Genomic DNA, 18454 nt, shown 5'->3' on the forward strand with positions numbered 1-18454 from the left:
TTCTTAACTATGAGAGCGTGAAGCATGGAAACCATCGAAGTTCGCGGAGCCAGAACCCATAACCTAAAAAACATCAATCTCACTATTCCTCGAGACAAATTAATTGTCATCACCGGGTTATCAGGTTCAGGCAAATCCTCATTGGCTTTTGATACGCTCTATGCCGAAGGGCAACGCCGTTATGTTGAATCATTATCAGCTTATGCGCGCCAGTTTTTATCCTTAATGGAAAAACCTGACGTTGACCATATTGAAGGATTATCACCAGCGATTTCCATTGAGCAAAAGTCTACTTCACACAACCCTCGCTCAACCGTGGGAACCATTACAGAAATCTACGATTACTTACGCTTGTTATACGCTCGCGTGGGCGAGCCTCGTTGCCCGGATCACAACACGCCTTTGGCAGCACAAACCATTTCTCAAATGGTCGATAAAGTCTTAGAGATGCCGGAAAATAGCAAGCTCATGTTACTTGCCCCTATCATCAAAGAGCGCAAAGGTGAGCATGTAAAGACTCTGCAAAACTTAGCGGCTCAAGGGTTTATTCGCGCTCGAATTGACGGTGAAACTTGTGATCTCTCCGATCCACCAACATTAGAGCTTCATAAAAAGCACACCATTGAAGTGGTGGTGGATCGCTTTAAAGTCCGTGATGGAATTCAGCAACGTTTAGCCGAATCATTTGAAACCGCTTTAGAGCTTTCGGGCGGTACGGCAACCATTACTTGGATGGATGATGCCTCCCAAGACGACATTATTTTCTCTGCCAACTTTGCTTGTTCTCATTGTGGCTACAGTGTTCGGGAACTTGAGCCTAGGTTATTCTCATTTAATAACCCGGCTGGAGCCTGTGAAACCTGTGATGGCTTGGGTGTACAGCAATTTTTCGATGCGGAACGTGTGATCCAAGATGAAAGCTTAAGCCTTGCTAATGGCGCGATTCGAGGCTGGGATAAAAAGAACTTCTATTACTTTCAAATGCTCACAGCATTAGCAGACCATTACAATTTCGACTTACAACTGCCTTTCAATAAGTTACCGAAAAAGGTTCGCGATATTGTACTTAATGGATCGAAACGCGAGGAAATTGAGTTTAAATACGTCAATGACCGTGGTGACATGCGAGTAAAACGCCACGCATTTGAAGGCATTTTGAATAACCTCAACCGCCGTTACCATGAAACCGATTCAAACTCTGTTCGTGAAGAGCTTTCTAAATACATTTCAAATAAGTGTTGTTCAAGTTGTGGTGGCGCTCGTCTGAAAACCGAAGCGCGTCATGTCTTCATCAACGATACTTCTTTACCCGAGATTGTCGAAATGAGTATTTTTGGTTCAATGGAGTTTTTCCAATCATTGAACCTGACCGGTCAACGCGCGCAAATTGCTGAGAAAATATTAAAAGAAATCGGTGACCGATTAAATTTCTTAATCAACGTGGGGTTAAATTACTTAAACCTTTCACGCAGCGCAGAGACTTTATCAGGTGGTGAGGCTCAACGTATTCGCCTTGCTAGCCAAATTGGCGCCGGTCTTGTGGGCGTGATGTATGTTCTCGATGAACCTTCTATCGGCTTGCACCAACGCGATAATGAACGCTTACTTAAAACCTTAGTGCATCTACGTGACCTTGGTAATACCGTGATTGTGGTTGAACATGATGAAGATGCCATCCGCGCGGCTGATTATGTCATTGATATCGGCCCAGGCGCTGGTGTGCATGGCGGTAATATTATTGCCGAAGGCACAATGGAAGACATCCTTGCCAACCCAGATTCACTCACAGGGCAATACCTGAGCGGCGCGAAACAAATTGCCATTCCCGAAAAGCGCACTCCTGTTGATAAAAAGAAAACCGTCGAACTGATTGGGGCAACCAGCAATAACTTACAAAATGTAAATCTCTCGATTCCGGTCGGCTTATTCACTTGTGTGACCGGTGTTTCTGGCTCTGGTAAATCGACCTTAATTAACGATACTTTCTTTAAGATCGCCCATGCTCGATTAAATGGCGCGACCACAGCAGAAGCAGCGCCATACAAAAAGATTGTCGGTCTAGAGCATTTCGATAAAGTCATCGATATCAACCAAAGCCCGATTGGCCGAACTCCTCGTTCAAACCCTGCCACTTACACCGGGATCTTTACCCCGATTCGTGAATTATTTGCCGGTACTCAAGAGTCGCGTTCTCGTGGTTATAAGCCTGGACGATTCAGCTTTAACGTTCGCGGTGGTCGTTGTGAAGCTTGCCAAGGAGATGGTGTCATCAAAGTTGAAATGCACTTTTTGCCTGATGTCTATGTACCTTGTGATGCGTGTAAAGGTAAACGCTACAACCGTGAAACTTTAGATGTTCGCTATAAAGGCAAGAGCATTGATGAAGTATTGGACATGACGGTAGAAGATGCGCACCAATTCTTTGAACCAGTTCCGGTAATTGCTCGTAAATTGAAAACCTTAATGGATGTTGGTTTATCCTACATTCGCTTAGGACAAGCGGCGACCACGTTATCGGGTGGCGAGGCTCAACGAGTGAAACTGGCGAAAGAGCTATCTAAACGTGATACCGGTAAGACATTGTATATTTTGGATGAGCCGACGACTGGTCTTCATTTCCATGACATTCAACAATTGCTCAATGTGTTGCATCGCTTGCGTGATCATGGCAATACCGTGGTGGTGATTGAACACAATTTAGATGTCATTAAAACAGCCGATTGGATTGTTGATCTTGGCCCTGAAGGTGGCAGTGGCGGGGGTGAAATCATTGCTTGTGGCACACCAGAACAGGTAGCAAAAGTAAAAGGATCGCATACTGCCCATTTCCTAAAGCCACTATTAAAGTAATTGATTTTGAAAAAGGTATCCGTTAAGTTTCTGGCTTTCGGTGCCTTTATATCATTTAACAAGGATGTCTCGTTCACATGGCAATATTACACACCCAAGGCACACAGCTTGAAGATGCACCAGAGCCTAGCTCACTTACCAAGCCTTTTTTATGGTCTTTTGGGGTGGTTTTTCTCATTGCCATGCACTTTTTTCAAGCCAATCCCGGTGGGGCTGGTTTATCACTTTCTTTTAATTCAACAACTTGGCTAGCCTTAAGCTTTACACTTGGATTAGGGCTTTACGCCACCGCCAATCGCCATACTTTACGCTTTTCTAGCTTAACCCTTACATTACTGCTTGCCTGCGTAATTTTAACGATTCCGGTCTTTTACCATGACTCCAATCTAGAAGATTCCTGGCTACGCTTAATTGGTTTGTGGGGCGGATGGCTATTGCTGCTGGTATTACAACAATATAACTTCACCATAAAACAAAAACAGACCTTATTGTGGTTCATCATTGGTGCTGTCTTAATCGAGGTCATTCTTGGTTACGTTCAATACTTAATACTGCAACCGGGCAATATTTTAGGCTACAACACAGCGCAAAATCGCCCATACGGCATTTTTCAACAACCGAATGTCATGGCCAGTTTTCTTGCTACCGGATTAGTAGTTGCAGCTTATTTACTGGCAAGGCAAAAGCAAACTAATGTCCAACATCACCCAATAATGACCAAGGCTTTATACCTTGTTCCAATTTTAGTGATCCCTTTGCTTTGGGTGTTGGCTTCGCGTACTGGTTGGTTAGGTGCCGCTGTCGCTAGCGTTTTGATCTTGCCTTATCTAAAAACCTTTCTCTCTAAACGTTCATTTTATCTATGGTGCTTGGCGCTGATTATTGGCTTAGGTGGCGGCTATACGTTAGCCTCTAGCACTGGTGGTAATCAATTAATTACAGAAAAATCAAATTTAGAAAGCCCTCGCCGCTACACCTTTCCGCAAACTTTAGATATGGTGATTGAAAAGCCATGGTCTGGTTATGGCTATGGTCGCTTTGAACCCGCTTATATTGTTTATACTGCAAGGCAGCATCAATTAAACCCAAGCTACCATGCAGGATTGGCTTCCATGGATCACCCACATAATGAAATATTATATTGGGCGGTGGAAGGCGGTATTGTTCCTTTGTTAGGGCTGCTACTCGCCGCTTTAGTTGTGCTGCGTAAGATCCTAAAAGCCCAGTCTGGAACGCGATTGGCGTTATCTGCATTATTCTTCCCGATAGTGTTACATACTCAGCTGGAATACCCTTTTTATCACTCTTCAATTCACTGGGTGATTTTTATTGTTTTCATTTATTGGATCGATCAGCTTACGTCGCAGTATCAAACCGTCTCATTTAGCCACATATCAAAAAGTCTGCTCAGTGTGCTTTCATTAGTGATGCCTATTATCACTGCATTTTTTATGATCACAGCCTTACATACCAACTCTGTGCTTAGCCGTTTTGAATATCAGCGCCCAATGAATCCAGAATTACTCAATAAAGTGACCAACCCAAGTGTATGGAAAGATAGGTTTGACTGGGATGTGTACAGCACTCAACTCAATATTGGTCTACACATGAATAAGCCTGAATACATACAACCTTACATTGATTGGGCCACCAGCATCATAAAACGAAAACCAAGGCCTGCATTTTATTCAAGCTTGATCGTCGCCTATCAAGGAATAGGCAAAATGGAAAAAGCCGAAGACATTAGAAAAGAAGCGAGCTTCTTATTCCCAGATCAAGATTTTTCAAAAGTACGTTTTATTTCGCCAGAAGAAAGGGCGTCTAAAGCACTATCATCCGCTCAGGCAAGTAGTGCAGCAGTTACAAAATAACGTTTCATTGATCCTCACATAAACGGAATGAGAAACAACCAAAAAACAAAGGCGACCACTTGGTCGCCTTTATCCATATCTAATCAAAGCTGTTATTAAATCTGATTTGCTATCAAGTCAGATTTTTTACTTAAACAATCAACGCTTAATCGTTTCTTCTAAGGCTTTTAAGCACAAAGCCACATTTTCAGATTTCGCACTGTAGCCCATAAGCCCAATACGCCAAACCTTACCCGCAAGTGCGCCTAAACCGCCACCTACTTCCAAGTTATATTCATTCAATAAGTGCTGACGTGTGGCTGCATCATCAACACCTTCCGGTAAATAAACAGAGTTCAGTTGTGGTAAACGATAAGCTTCATCCACTACATACTTAAAGCCCATCCCTTCTAGACCTACTTTTAGTTTCTGATGCATATCAGCATGGCGTTTCCACGCGTTTTCTAGCCCTTCTTCATAAAGTGCCAGAAGCGCTTCATGCAAAGCATATAAACTGTTTACTGGTGCGGTATGGTGATAGCTACGCTTACCTTCACCGCTCCAGTAGCCAAGCACTAAACTTTGATCAAGGAACCAACTTTGGATCGGAGATTGACGCGCTTGGATCTTTTCAATGGCTTTCGCAGAGAACGTCACGGGTGATAAACCCGGTACACAAGATAAGCATTTTTGGCTACCGGAATAAACCGCGTCCAATTTCCACTCATCCACTTTAAGTGGTACGCCACCTAATGAGGTCACGGCATCGACAATCGTTAACGCATCATATTGCTTGGCGATTTTTGATAACGCTTCAGCATCGCTCAATGCACCGGTTGAGGTTTCAGCGTGCACAAAAGCTAAAATTTTAGCATCTGGGTTGGCTTTAAAGGCAGCTTCGACTTTAGAAACACTCACCGGTTGCCCCCATTCGTCATCCACCAGCACCACTTCAGCGCCGCTGCGTATTGCATTTTCACGCATACGTTCGCCAAAAACACCGTTGCGACACACTATAACTTTATCACCGGCTTCAATCAGATTAACAAAACAGGCTTCCATACCGGCGCTTCCCGGAGCAGAAATCGGGATGGTAAATTCATTTTCGGTTTGAAAAGCATATTTAAGCAACGCTTTTACTTCATCCATCATGCCAATAAAAAGAGGGTCTAAATGACCGATGGTTGGACGGCTTAATGCCTGTAAAACATCCGATGAGATATCAGAAGGCCCTGGCCCCATTAAAATTCGACGAGGTGGGAAAAAACGTTGTATTTTCATATCAATCCTTAACTATGAACAATAATGTATACATTTAATTAATTACACTCTAATCAAATTGTCGCTTTTCAGCAATCGACCTTAGAGTCAAGAATCAAAGCTGTGAACTCCCTCACCAAAAGCTATCGGGTTCTATTCAGCACAGAAATAATAGATTCAGCTCGTAAATAATAGATTAGTTATAACAAGTTTAAAAAAGTTATTCATTGAGGTACTTAGTGTTATTGACTTTTCTATAACAAAAACGTTCAATGTGACCTCTGCGTTGGTTTGTTTTCGTGCTCAATATCATATTCAACATGCCATTGAACCATCAAACCTTCGCATTTAAGAAGAGGAGCATAACCCAGGTAGATTATTCGTGGATCCCGTAATCCAAAACGAATGATTCAGGGGGAGTTATGCCGAGATGGGTAAGTTTCCGGGAATTTATCACATCGGTTGTTATATCAATGCTGAGCACTGATATTAGGTTGAATCCTAACAACTGTCATTAAAGCCTGATGGTATTAATGAAGAGCTTCTAAGGTTTGCATGGTTACGCTATTCAGCGGTAACCTTCATGTATTGCCCTGCTCTAAGAAATCTCTCTTCAACAATGGACGTTTGTTTATCATTTGATAAACCTTATATGAAAGTATTATGGGAGACTGTGCCGTGAGCGCATTTAATGTAGCAAAGTTTGGTGGAACCAGTGTGGCTGATTTTGAAGCCATGAGCCGTTGTGCCGCCATCATTGAAAACAATCCATCAACAAAATTAGTTGTGAGCAGTGCTTGTTCTGGTGTAACCAACCTTTTAGTTGATCTTGCGCTTGGCGTACAAAACCCCAATGATCGTGATGCCATTCTAGATGATTTACGTGTCATTCATTACCGCATTATTGAACAATTTGCTGAACAAGAAAAAACTAAACAAGCTGTTGATAGCATCTTAGATACGTTATCTAGCATGGCTGAAGCTGCTTCATTCCAGTCCAGTGATAAATTAACGGATCACATCGTTGCGTGTGGTGAGTTGATGTCGACACATATTTTAACTCAACTGATGATTGAGCGCAGAATTAATGCGGTACGTTTTGATATTCGTGAAGTACTACGTACCAGTTCTGAGTTTGGCCAAGCTGAACCGAATGTGGAAAAAATAGCTCAATTAGCCGAGCAAAAACTGGCACCGCTTTGCCAAGATTTTGTGGTGATAACCCAAGGTTTTATTGGCAGTGATGATGAAGGTAACACCACAACACTTGGTCGTGGTGGTAGTGATTATAGCGCTGCATTGATTGCTGAATCAGTAAAAGCCAGTGGGCTTGAGATCTGGACCGATGTTCCTGGCATTTATACCACCGATCCTCGCATTGCACCAAAAGCCACTCCGATCCCAGAAATCAGTTTCAGCGAAGCCTCGGAAATGGCCAACTTTGGCGCAAAAATCCTGCACCCTTCCACTTTGCTTCCCGCTTTACGTCATCAGATCCCGGTATTTGTTGGTTCATCAAAAGCACCTGAACTCGGTGGCACTTGGATAAGAAAACAAGTGGAGAGCGCGCCGCTTTATCGCGCTTTAGCACTGCGTGGCAACCAAACCATGGTGACACTGCGTAGCCCGAACATGTTCCAAGCTTACGGTTTCTTAGCACAAGTCTTTGCTATTTTAGCCAAGCACCAAATTTCGGTCGATTTAATCACGACTTCGGAAGTCAGTGTGTCGTTAACGCTTGATCAAACCAACACATCAGGCAAAGCACCAGAGCTTCCATTAGATGCTCGTATAGAGCTTGAAGAGTTATGTATCGTAGAAGTAGAACACAACCTAAGCTTGGTCGCGCTTATCGGTAATAAGATGAGTGCTAAGAAAGGCTATGCAAAACAAGTTTTCAGCGCATTAGAAGATTTCAACTTACGCATGATCTGTTACGGTGCAAGCCCACACAACCTATGCTTTTTAGTGGACTCCGATGAAGCAAAACGAGCGATTCAAGTATTGCATCAAGAGTTGTTTGAATAAAGCTGAAACTCGATAACTGCATTTCTCGTAACTCGAACATAAAAAAGTGCTAGCAGAGTGAAGTCTGATAGCGCTTTTCTTTTTCTTATAACATTTTTTGTATAACGAGGGCAGAGCGCTCTAGAAGCAAAGCGCTCGAAAACCGATGATCAACTCAAATTCGGTCCTAGCCATTTCTCCATTTCCACTTCATCCCAACCTTTACGTTTTGCGTATTCTTCCGCTTGATCTTGTTGGATCTGAGCAATTGCAAAATATTTAGATTCTGGATGTGAGAAATACCATCCCGACACCGATGCGCCCGGCCACATTGCATAGCTGGTGGTGAGTGACATGCCGATGGTCTCTTCCACTTTTAGAAGCTCCCATAAGCTGCCTTTTTCAGTATGCTCAGGACAAGCTGGGTAACCCGGTGCTGGGCGTGTACCTTGATATTTTTCGCGAATAAGATCATTGTTGGTTAGGTTTTCTTCTGGCGCATAACCCCAGATTTCCTTACGCACTTTCTCATGCATGTATTCCGCAAACGCTTCGGCTAAGCGATCAGCCACCGCTTGGATCATAATCGCATTGTAATCATCACCCGCTGCTTTATAAGCATCAGCTAAATCGCGCTCACCAATACCACCAGTGACCGCAAATCCACCAATCCAGTCTGCTTTACCACTGTCTTTCGGTGCAATGTAATCCGATAGGCAGTAATTTGGCCCTTTCGGCTTATCGGTTTGTTGGCGTAAATTATGCAGTACCTTAATCACTTCACTGCGTGATTCATCGGCGTACACTTCAATGTCATCCCCAACGCTGTTGGCTGGGAACATAGCACACATGCCGCTGGCTTTTAAAATGCCTTCTTGTTCCACTTTTTCAAGCAAAGCAATCGCATCATCAAAAATACGTTTCGCTTCTTCACCCACTTCTTCATGTTCAAAGATGGAAGGGTATTTACCCATCAAGCCCCAAGTTAAGAAGAATGGTGTCCAATCAATGTAGTTACGCAGCAGTGAGACATCAATATCTTCAAAAACCTGTACGCCCGACATGACTGGTGCCGGTGGAGTGTAGGCTTGCCAATCAATCGCCACTTTATTGGCGCGAGCCGCTTCTAAAGTAATTGGTTTGGTTCGCGGACGCTTACGAGCATGTTGATCGCGGGTGCGATCATAATCTAAATTCAGTTTTTCAACAAAAGCAGGCTTCAACTCATCAGAAAGCAACGCTGAACACACCCCTACCGCACGTGAGGCATTATTTACATATACCACAGGTTGGTTGTAGTTTTGTTCAATCTTAACCGCAGTATGCGCTTTAGATGTAGTTGCACCACCAATCAATAACGGTATATCAAATCCTTGACGCTCCATCTCTTTGGCAACATAGACCATTTCATCAAGCGATGGTGTAATAAGCCCTGACAAGCCAATGATGTCGACGTTTTCTTCACGCGCAACTTTAAAAATGGTATCACATGACACCATCACACCTAGGTCAATAATGTCGTAGTTATTGCATTGCAGTACCACACCCACAATATTTTTACCGATATCGTGTACATCGCCTTTCACGGTCGCCAGCAATATCTTACCGTTACTTCTTTGCCCTTCTTCTTTTAAGGCATTAATGAAAGGTTCAAGATAAGCTACCGCTTGCTTCATCACCCGAGCAGATTTCACCACTTGCGGCAGGAACATTTTACCTTCACCGAATAAGTCACCCACCACGTTCATGCCGTCCATCAATGGACCTTCAATCACATCAATCGGCTTCTCGAATTTCGTGCGAGCTTCTTCGGTATCTTCAATAATGAATTCAGTAATACCTTTCACTAAGGCGTGTTCAATACGTTTTTCAACTTCCCAAGTCCGCCAAATTAACGCATTGGGATCTTCAACTTTACCCACACCGTTAGAACGATACTCTTCGGCCAATTCCAGTAAATTTTCTGTCGCGTCTGAATGACGGTTTAGCACCACATCTTCAACCGCATCACGCAGTTTTTCGGGAATGTTATCGTAAATCTCAAGCTGGCCGGCGTTGACAATCCCCATGTCCATACCACGCTTAAAGCAGTGATATAAGAACACCGCATGAATCGCTTCACGCACATAGTTGTTACCACGAAATGAGAATGACACGTTCGATACACCACCAGAGATCATGGCATACGGTAATGTTTCTTTAATTTCGCCCACCGCTTCAATGAAATCGACTGCATAGTTATTATGCTCATCAATCCCCGTGGCAATCGCAAAAATGTTCGGATCAAAAATGACATCTTCTGGTGGGAAGCCAAGCTCATCAACCAAGATATGATAAGCCTTGGTACAGATCTCTACTTTACGCTCACGCGTATCGGCTTGGCCTTGTTCATCAAACGCCATAACGATAACCGCCGCGCCATAACGACGAATCAATTTAGCTTGCTCAATAAAAGGCTCAAGACCTTCTTTCATTGAGATGGAGTTAACGATGCCTTTACCTTGAATACATTTTAAGCCCGCTTCAATCACATCCCATTTAGAGGAATCGACCATGATTGGCACTTTAGAGATTTCAGGCTCAGAGGCACACAACTTTAGGAATCGCTCCATGCATGCTTTGGCATCGAGCATGCCTTCATCCATGTTGATATCGATAATCTGAGCGCCGTTCTCGACTTGCTCACGCGCGACATCTAATGCTTCATCGTATAATTCATCGACAATTAAACGCTTGAACTTCGCAGAACCGGTTACGTTTGTACGCTCACCCACATTGACAAATAACGAGTCTGTATCAATGGTAACGGGCTCTAAGCCAGATAGACGACAGGCTTTTGGAATATCAGGCAGTTGTCGAGGTTTCACCCCTTCGACCACTCGCGCCATTTGGCGAATATGCTCAGGCGTTGTACCACAGCAGCCGCCGACTAAGTTTAAAAAGCCACTTTGCGCCCATTCTTGAATATGGCCTGCCATTTCACGAGGCTCAAGATCGTATTCACCAAAAGCATTCGGTAAACCAGCATTGGGGTGAGCCGAAACAAAGGTTTCAGAAACACGGGAAAGTTCAGCCACATATTGGCGAAGCTCATCAGGGCCTAAGGCACAGTTCAAACCAAACGAAATTGGCTCAATATGGCGCATCGCATTATAAAATGCTTCGGTAGTTTGGCCTGAGAGAGTACGGCCAGAGGCATCGGTAATCGTGCCTGAAATCATAACGGGTAATTTGAAACCAAGCTCATCAAAGACACTCAATACTGCAAACGCACAAGCTTTGGCATTTAAGGTATCAAAGATGGTTTCAATCATAATGATGTCTGCACCACCATCGATTAACGCTTTGGTTGATTCGGAGTAAGCAGTCACTAACTCATCAAAGCTGACGTTACGAAAGCCAGGGTCGTTCACATCAGGAGAGATAGAACAAGTGCGGTTGGTTGGGCCTAATACACCAGCCACAAAACGAGGCTTATCTGGGGTTTTCGCCGTCCACTCATCCGCCGCTTCACGCGCCAATTTCGCAGCAGCAAAGTTAATCTCAGCACTTAAGCTTTCCATGTCGTAATCGGCCATGGCAATCGTGGTGGCATTGAAGGTGTTGGTTTCTAAAATATCTGCGCCCGCTGCCAGATAATCAGAATGAATCTTTTTAATCAGCTGAGGCTTGGTCAGAACTAATAAGTCGTTATTACCTTTAAGGTCACTGTGCCAGTCGGCAAAACGCTCACCACGGTAGTCCGCTTCTTCTAACTGATAAGATTGGATCATGGTGCCCATGCCACCATCAATCAATAAAATGCGCTCTTGGAGCAACGCTTCAATATTATGTTTTTGTTTATTTAAAGTGCTTCCAGCCACAATGCAACCTCTTTCCATACTGTTTTACACATCCTACCATAGAAATCTAGACGTCTAAAATAAGTTTTATTTCTGATTTATGCCTATTTTACTGACAATTTACTCTATCATTAGCCATACGCTTCAATCGCTTTAAATCACATGAGAAAACTCATTTCATCATGATATGTCCCAAACATAAAAAATAACCTCTCATAATATATAAAAAGTGTTGATCTTTAACCGCAGGGACATGAAAATCACTGCATTACAATTTGTTACATTAGCCAAGGTTTAATTATGTCGGTTTATAATACCCTGTGTTTCCTATCGTTTGCCGCGATGGTCATTGCTTTAATCAATAGTAAGTTTGGTCGCATGCAAACCACTATTGCAATTACCGCCGGTGCTATGGTGCTGTCACTGTTTATTTTAATTGCAGGCCATAGTGGTTGGTTTAACTTAGTGGATATCGCCTCTAAGACAATGGCTGAAATCAATTTCGAAAGCTTTTTATTAAATGGTATTTTAGGCTTCTTATTATTTGCTGGTGGACTCGGAATTAAACTTCCACATTTTGCTGATCAAAAATGGGAAATTACGATATTAGCCCTTGGCTCCACACTGTTTTCTACCTTCTTTATTGGCTTTGCTCTTTACGGCATCTGTGACCTTATCAATATCCGTATCGACCTCGTTTTCTGTTTATTATTTGGCGCATTAATCTCCCCAACCGATCCTATCGCTGTACTGGCTATCGTTAAGAAGCTTCACGCCCCTCAACGTATCTCAACCCAAATTGAAGGTGAGTCATTGTTTAATGATGGCTTTGGCTTAGTAATTTTCGTCACCATATTCACCGTCGCATTTAGCGGTCATGCTCCAACCGTTGGTGGTGTTATCACCCTCTTCTTGCAAGAAGCCGTTGGCGGTATTGCTTATGGTTTTGTTTTAGGATTAATATTCCATTACCTCATCAGCTCCACCAATGATCATTCAATGGAACTACTTTTGATGATCTGTATTCCAACCGCAGGTTATGCTTTTGCTGAAACACTCGAAGTTTCTGGTCCTCTTGCGATGGTGGTATCGAGTATTATGATTGGTAACTGGACCCGTTATGTTGGCTTTTCAAAAGAAAGTACCGAGCACATGGATCACTTTTGGGAGCTGGTCGATGAATTCTTAAATGGTATTTTGTTCTTACTCATCGGCCTTTCTATGTTGTTATTCCAATTCCACTCAGAAGATTGGATTATGATGGCAATTGCGGTTCCATTAGTATTACTAAGCCGTTTCTTAAGTGTTTGGATACCTTATGTTGGGTTTAAGCGTTATAGAAAGTATAACCCTTGGTCTGTTAAGATCTTAACTTGGGGCGGATTACGTGGTGGCTTGGCTTTAGCGATGGCATTATCGATCCCACAAGGCCAATACTTCGTTACAGACTTAAATATTGATGTAAAAGAAATCATCATGGTGATGACTTATGCTGTAGTGGTGTTCTCCATTTTAGTACAAGGCTCCACGATTACACCAATGATCAATAAAGCCAAAGTTGTTCAAACTCAGATGGAAGAAGCTGAAAAATTACAGGCTCAAGTGAAAGTTTCCGAAGAGACTACAAATAAAGAAGCGTAATACTTAGCTACGCTAAAATCTAAAAAAGCAGCGAAGTTTGAAATTCGCTGCTTTTTTTGTATCTGCTACATACCACTTTCTAATCAATCATCTTTGGTAAAATTATCGACAGAAAAATGCTCCAGATCGTATGGCGTTTGTTGGTAAACACAATAATTTAACCAGTTAGCAAACAACAAATGCCCATGACTTCTCCAACTGGCAATCGGTGGATTGTCTGGATTGTCATTCGGATAATAGTTTACTGGAATCGTTGGATCCATCCCTTCCGCCAGATCCCTTACATATTCATTGTGTAAGGTGTGTGCATCGTATTCAGGGTGCCCGGTGACAAATACATTCCGTTTATCTTTGGTACTCGCGAGATAAACACCGGCATCATCAGAAACTGCCAGAATATCCAAGTCTGTATGTTGATTTAAGTACTCGGCTGTAAAATCAGCATAACGAGAATGAGGCGCAAGAAAGCTGTCATCAAACCCTCTCATTACCGGATGAAACTCACTCATTACTTTATGGTAATACACACCAGACAACTTTTCTTTGCGTGTACGCTTAGGTAGGTTATACAGCAGTTTTAATCCTGCTTGAGCAGCCCAACAAACATAAAGAGTGGAAGTAACATGATCTTTCGCCCATTCCATGATGGTTTGTAAATGATCCCAGTAGGCAACATCTTCAAACTGTACTAACCCCAATGGTGCTCCGGTAATAATCAGACCATCAAAATTTCGATTTTTCACCATATCAAATTGGCGATAGAAATTATTTAAATGCTCTTCAGGCGTGTTTTTACTTGGTCTGTCATCAATGCGTAATAGTTCAATATCCACTTGCAGTGGGCTATTAGAAAGCAATCGAAGGAATTGAGTTTCAGTTTCAATCTTCTTAGGCATCAAATTAAGGATTAACACTTTGAGAGGACGAATCATCTGAGTTGTCGCCCGGCTTTCCGACATAATAAAGATACGCTCCTGACTTAAAATGTCGGAGGCTGGTAGCTGATCGGGAATCTTAATAGGCATTGCGCTCTCTCCATAAGCAATCTAGACGTCTAAACACCTATGAGTATATCAATCAAAAAACGAAAGTCGAGAAAGAATATTCGTATATTCTCGGCGTAGGATAGGATTTTTACACAAAAAAAAGCAGCGCATTGATAGCGCTGCTTATTTACTGTTATGGATTCGTTATTTAACGATCTTAAGACTAGGACGACCTTTTGGCTTCGCTTCTTCAGAAGATGCTTTTGCTGAAACATCTTCCGTTTCTTGTGTATCGACACTTGCTAAAGAAGATATTTGTTCTTCTTCCATGTTCGCTTCCATATCGGCAGCGTAACCGTCTTCAGGTTCAAACATTGTCCCTGCGCCATTTTCACGCGCATAAATAGCTTGTACAGCATACATTGGAACAATAACTGAATGTGGACGACCACTAAAACGAGCATTGAACATAATGGTGTCATTACTGATTTCCAAATTACCCACTGCACGTGGTGCAACATTTAAAATAATTTGGCCATCTTGTACAAACTCTAACGGGACACGTACACCTGGAAGATTAGCTTCAACCACAAGATGAGGCGTCAATTCGTTATCGACTAACCATTCATAAAAAGCACGTACCAAATAGGGACGCCTTGGTGTCATCTTATCTATATCCATTTCTATCGAACCAATCGCATTTCTCGTTCTGCTTCAGTTAAAGAAGCAAGGAATGAATCACGCTCAAATACACGGCTCATGTAGATTTTCAATTCTTTTGAACCTTGGCCTGACAATTCAATGCCAAGTGCAGGTAAACGCCACAATAATGGAGCTAAGTAGCAATCGATTAAGCTAAATTCTTCACTCATGAAGTGCTCATATTCAGCAAAAATAGGCGCAAGTGTCAGTAAGTCATTACGTAATTTATTACGTGCTGCTTCTGCTTCTTCAGGAGAACCTTTAACGATCTTCTCAGCTTGTGAATACCAATTACGCTCAATACGATACATCATCAAACGGCTGTTACCACGGGCAACCGGGTAAACAGGCATTAATGGTGGATGAGGGAAACGCTCATCAAGGTATTCCATAATGATGTTTGAATTGTAAAGAGCAAGCTCACGATCAATCAACGTTGGGACAGACTTGTATGGGTTCAGTTCGATCAATTCAGCAGGTAAGTTATCTTCATCGACAAGTTCAACTTCAACACTTACGCCTTTTTCAGCTAAAACAATACGCACCTGATGGCTATACATGTCTGAAGCACTTGAAAATAGAGTCATCACAGAACGTTTATTGGCAGCTACAGCCATTGAGAAGCCCTCCAGCATACTTTAAATAAAAAAGAATGGAGGCTAATGCCTCCATTACACAAAAATTAGCAAGAAATTTTACCACAACTGTTCACATTCAGGCTAATTTTTATTCTTAGCCCGATTAATGAACGTCGCGCCAGTATTCTTTCTTCAGCAATACCACGATAACAGTGAAGATTGCTAAGAATGCCATAACCCACCAACCAAGCGAATGACGCTCTAATTTAACTGGGTCACCAGAGTACTCTAAGAAGTTAACAAGGTCGCGAACCGTATTGTCATACTCTTCTGCTGTTAACTCTCCAAGCTTCTCAACTTTGGTACTTGTCACGGCTTGGTGTTCTTTACCATCAACAGTCGTGGTGGTGTACACAGGTTGAGGAATACCTTGTAATCCTTCTAACACATGCGGCATACCAACGTTAGGGAAAGTAACGTTATTCACACCAAATGGACGTGAAGGATCCGCATAGAAAGAACGAAGATAAGTATATAACCAATCAACACCACGAACTCGAGCCACCAAAGTTAAATCAGGTGGTGGAGCACCAAACCATTTTGCAGCACTATCGGCTGGGATCGCATTTGTCATGAGATCACCAATTTTTGCTTTAGGATCAAACATCAGATTTTCTTTCATCAAATCATCTGGAATGCCTAAGTCTGTTGCAACACGCTGATAACGCTGGTACTGGGTTGAGTGACAAGCTGAACAGTAGTTCATAAAAGTCTTTGCACCACGTTGCAAAGACGCTTGATCCGTTAAGTCATTATTGGCTTTATCAAGGTGAACGTTACCACCTGCTGCCATTACAGATAACGGCAGCATGAAACTAAAAAGTCCTACAATCCACTTTTTCATTTGAATGTTACCCTCTCTGGTAATGGTTTCGTTGCTTCATTTTTACTGTAGAAAAACAGCAAAATAAAGAACATGAAATAACCTAAGCTGAAAATCTGTGCCAACAATGTGTAGAGCGCAGTTGCAGGTAAGGTACCCAGTACACCAAGAGCAATAAAGCAAATTACAAACTGAATAATATTCACTAAGTGCCACTTGCTACGGTAACGATATGAACGAACTTTACAACGGTCAAACCAAGGTAATAGGAACAAGAACACGATAGATGCGCCCATTGCTGCCACGCCCAATAGCTTATCAGGAACCGCACGCAAGATGGCGTAAAACGGTGTGAAGTACCATACCGGAGCAATATGCTCAGGAGTTTTCAGCGGGTTTGCAGCTTCAAAGTTAGGCGGCTCAAGGAAGTACCCACCCATCTCAGGGTTAAAGAACAGCACATAACAGAAAAGGATTAAGAAACCAGCAACACCCACCATATCTTTGACGGTTCCGTATGGATGGAACGGTACTGAGTCTTGGATGTTGTACTTCGTTGTAAATTGCTTGTGGAATGCAAACTGCGTTTTATGTTCGCCGTTATCATCCGGTTTTTTTGGTATTTTAGTTTCAATACCATCTGGGTTATTTGAGCCCACTTCATGCAAGGCCAGTACATGCAGTACCACTAATAGTAATAATACGATAGGTAATGCTATGACGTGCAAAGCAAAGAAACGGTTTAACGTTGCGCCAGAGATAACATAGTCACCACGAATCCACAAAGTTAGATCATCACCAATAACTGGAATAGCGCCAAACAGTGAGATAATTACCTGTGCACCCCAGTAAGACATTTGCCCCCAAGGTAATAAGTAACCCATGAAAGCTTCAGCCATCAACACTAAGAAGATAAGCATGCCGAAGATCCACAGTAGTTCACGTGGCTTTTGGTATGAACCGTAGATCAATCCACGGAACATATGTAAATACACCACAACAAAGAATGCAGAAGCACCAGTTGAATGCATATAACGTAATAACCAGCCGTATTCCACATCACGCATGATGTATTCTACAGAGGCAAATGCACCATCACCAGATGGTACGTAATTCATAGTTAACCAGATCCCAGTTAAGATCTGATTCACCAATACCAACATAGCTAAAGAACCAAAAAGGTACCAAAAGTTGAAGTTCTTAGGCATAGGGTATTCAGAAAGATGCTTTTTATAAGCATCCATCACAGGTAGACGTTTTTCTACCCAATCAAGTAAGGCTTGCATCAGGCTTCCCCTCCACGGCTCTCACCAATGATAATACGCGTATCCGTCAGATATCCGTGCTCTGGCACAACAAGGTTCAGAGGTGCTGGTACGCCTTGGAAAACGCGACCGGCTAAATCAAATTTAGAACCGTGACATGGACAGAAGAAACCGGATTGCACACCTTGTACTTGTTCACTAAAAGTGTCTGGTAAGTAGGTTGGTGAACAACCAAGGTGAGTACAAATACCAACAGCAACAAAATATTCAGGTTTTATCGAACGATAAACATTATGAGCATATTCTGGTTGCTGCTCTTGTTCTGATTGAGGATCTCGTAATTTATCAGCTAAAGAGTCCAATTCAGCTAAAGTAGATTTAGAACGACGAACGACCCACACTGGTTTACCACGCCATTCAACGCGAACCAGTTGGCCCTCTTCTAACTTACTAATATCCACTTCTACAGGTGCACCAGCAGCTTTCGCTCTTTCACTTGGATTCCAAGATTTAATAAAAGGCACGGCTACTGCCACTGCTCCAATCCCACCAACAACTGCTGTTGTGGCAGTCAAAAAGCGCCGACGGCC

General features: G+C 42.6%; 12 protein-coding genes and 1 riboswitch. Of the genes, 4 read left to right on the forward strand and 8 right to left on the reverse strand.

The window, feature by feature from the left end:
* Positions 1-24 precede the first annotated feature (24 nt).
* Together uvrA and A1QC_RS03160 are read left to right on the forward strand one after the other, a co-directional pair.
* Positions 25-2850: an excinuclease ABC subunit UvrA gene (uvrA, locus tag A1QC_RS03155; protein WP_017026467.1), complete on the forward strand. Its 2826-nt coding sequence runs from the start codon at positions 25-27 to the stop codon at positions 2848-2850.
* Between the two features lie 77 nt (positions 2851-2927).
* Entirely contained in the window at positions 2928-4721 is a 1794-nt protein-coding gene (locus tag A1QC_RS03160) for a PglL family O-oligosaccharyltransferase (RefSeq protein WP_017026468.1), read from the forward strand.
* Between the two features lie 138 nt (positions 4722-4859).
* Here the strand turns inward: A1QC_RS03160 and A1QC_RS03165 are convergent, their stop codons facing one another.
* The gene (locus tag A1QC_RS03165; RefSeq protein ID WP_017026469.1) at positions 4860-5981 is read right to left on the reverse strand and encodes a pyridoxal-phosphate-dependent aminotransferase family protein; all 1122 of its coding nucleotides are present in this window, start codon (positions 5979-5981) and stop codon (positions 4860-4862) included.
* Between the two features lie 324 nt (positions 5982-6305).
* Positions 6306-6512: riboswitch (Lysine riboswitch) on the forward strand.
* Positions 6513-6623: 111 nt separating this feature from the next.
* Between A1QC_RS03165 and lysC the strand changes: the two genes are divergently transcribed.
* Complete coding sequence (gene lysC / locus A1QC_RS03170) at positions 6624-7988, forward strand: lysine-sensitive aspartokinase 3 (RefSeq protein WP_017026470.1); 1365 nt, start codon at positions 6624-6626, stop codon at positions 7986-7988.
* Between the two features lie 149 nt (positions 7989-8137).
* On the opposite strand, the gene metH is transcribed toward lysC, so the two are convergent.
* Positions 8138-11848 carry a methionine synthase gene (gene metH / locus A1QC_RS03175; RefSeq protein WP_017026471.1) on the reverse strand — a complete coding sequence of 1237 codons (3711 nt, stop codon included), beginning with the start codon at positions 11846-11848 and terminating at the stop codon, positions 8138-8140.
* A 261-nt stretch (positions 11849-12109) separates the two neighbouring features.
* On the opposite strand from metH, the gene A1QC_RS03180 reads away from it, so the two are divergent.
* Complete coding sequence (locus A1QC_RS03180; RefSeq protein WP_017026472.1) at positions 12110-13450, forward strand: cation:proton antiporter; 1341 nt, start codon at positions 12110-12112, stop codon at positions 13448-13450.
* A gap of 83 nt (positions 13451-13533) precedes the next feature.
* On the opposite strand, the gene metA is transcribed toward A1QC_RS03180, so the two are convergent.
* The 6 genes from metA to petA all read right to left on the reverse strand — a co-directional run.
* Positions 13534-14475, reverse strand: coding sequence for a homoserine O-acetyltransferase MetA (metA, locus tag A1QC_RS03185; RefSeq protein ID WP_017026473.1), 942 nt, complete (start codon positions 14473-14475; stop codon positions 13534-13536).
* Positions 14476-14640: 165 nt separating this feature from the next.
* Positions 14641-15117: a ClpXP protease specificity-enhancing factor gene (gene sspB, locus A1QC_RS03190; RefSeq protein WP_026025997.1), complete on the reverse strand. Its 477-nt coding sequence runs from the start codon at positions 15115-15117 to the stop codon at positions 14641-14643.
* 2 nt (positions 15118-15119) lie between these two features.
* Complete coding sequence (gene sspA, locus A1QC_RS03195) at positions 15120-15755, reverse strand: stringent starvation protein SspA (RefSeq protein WP_017026475.1); 636 nt, start codon at positions 15753-15755, stop codon at positions 15120-15122.
* A 124-nt stretch (positions 15756-15879) separates the two neighbouring features.
* Positions 15880-16620 carry a cytochrome c1 gene (locus A1QC_RS03200; RefSeq protein ID WP_017026476.1) on the reverse strand — a complete coding sequence of 247 codons (741 nt, stop codon included), beginning with the start codon at positions 16618-16620 and terminating at the stop codon, positions 15880-15882.
* Positions 16617-17885, reverse strand: a complete 1269-nt coding sequence (locus tag A1QC_RS03205) for a cytochrome b (protein WP_017026477.1) — start codon at positions 17883-17885, stop codon at positions 16617-16619. The genes A1QC_RS03200 and A1QC_RS03205 overlap by 4 nt, the downstream gene beginning before the upstream one ends.
* The coding region (gene petA / locus A1QC_RS03210; protein ID WP_017026478.1) for a ubiquinol-cytochrome c reductase iron-sulfur subunit at positions 17885-18454 on the reverse strand (570 nt) is incomplete at its 5' end. The genes A1QC_RS03205 and petA, both read right to left, overlap by 1 nt.

It is taken from the genome of Vibrio rumoiensis 1S-45 (assembly GCF_000286955.2).
Taxonomy (GTDB): domain Bacteria; phylum Pseudomonadota; class Gammaproteobacteria; order Enterobacterales; family Vibrionaceae; genus Vibrio; species Vibrio rumoiensis_A.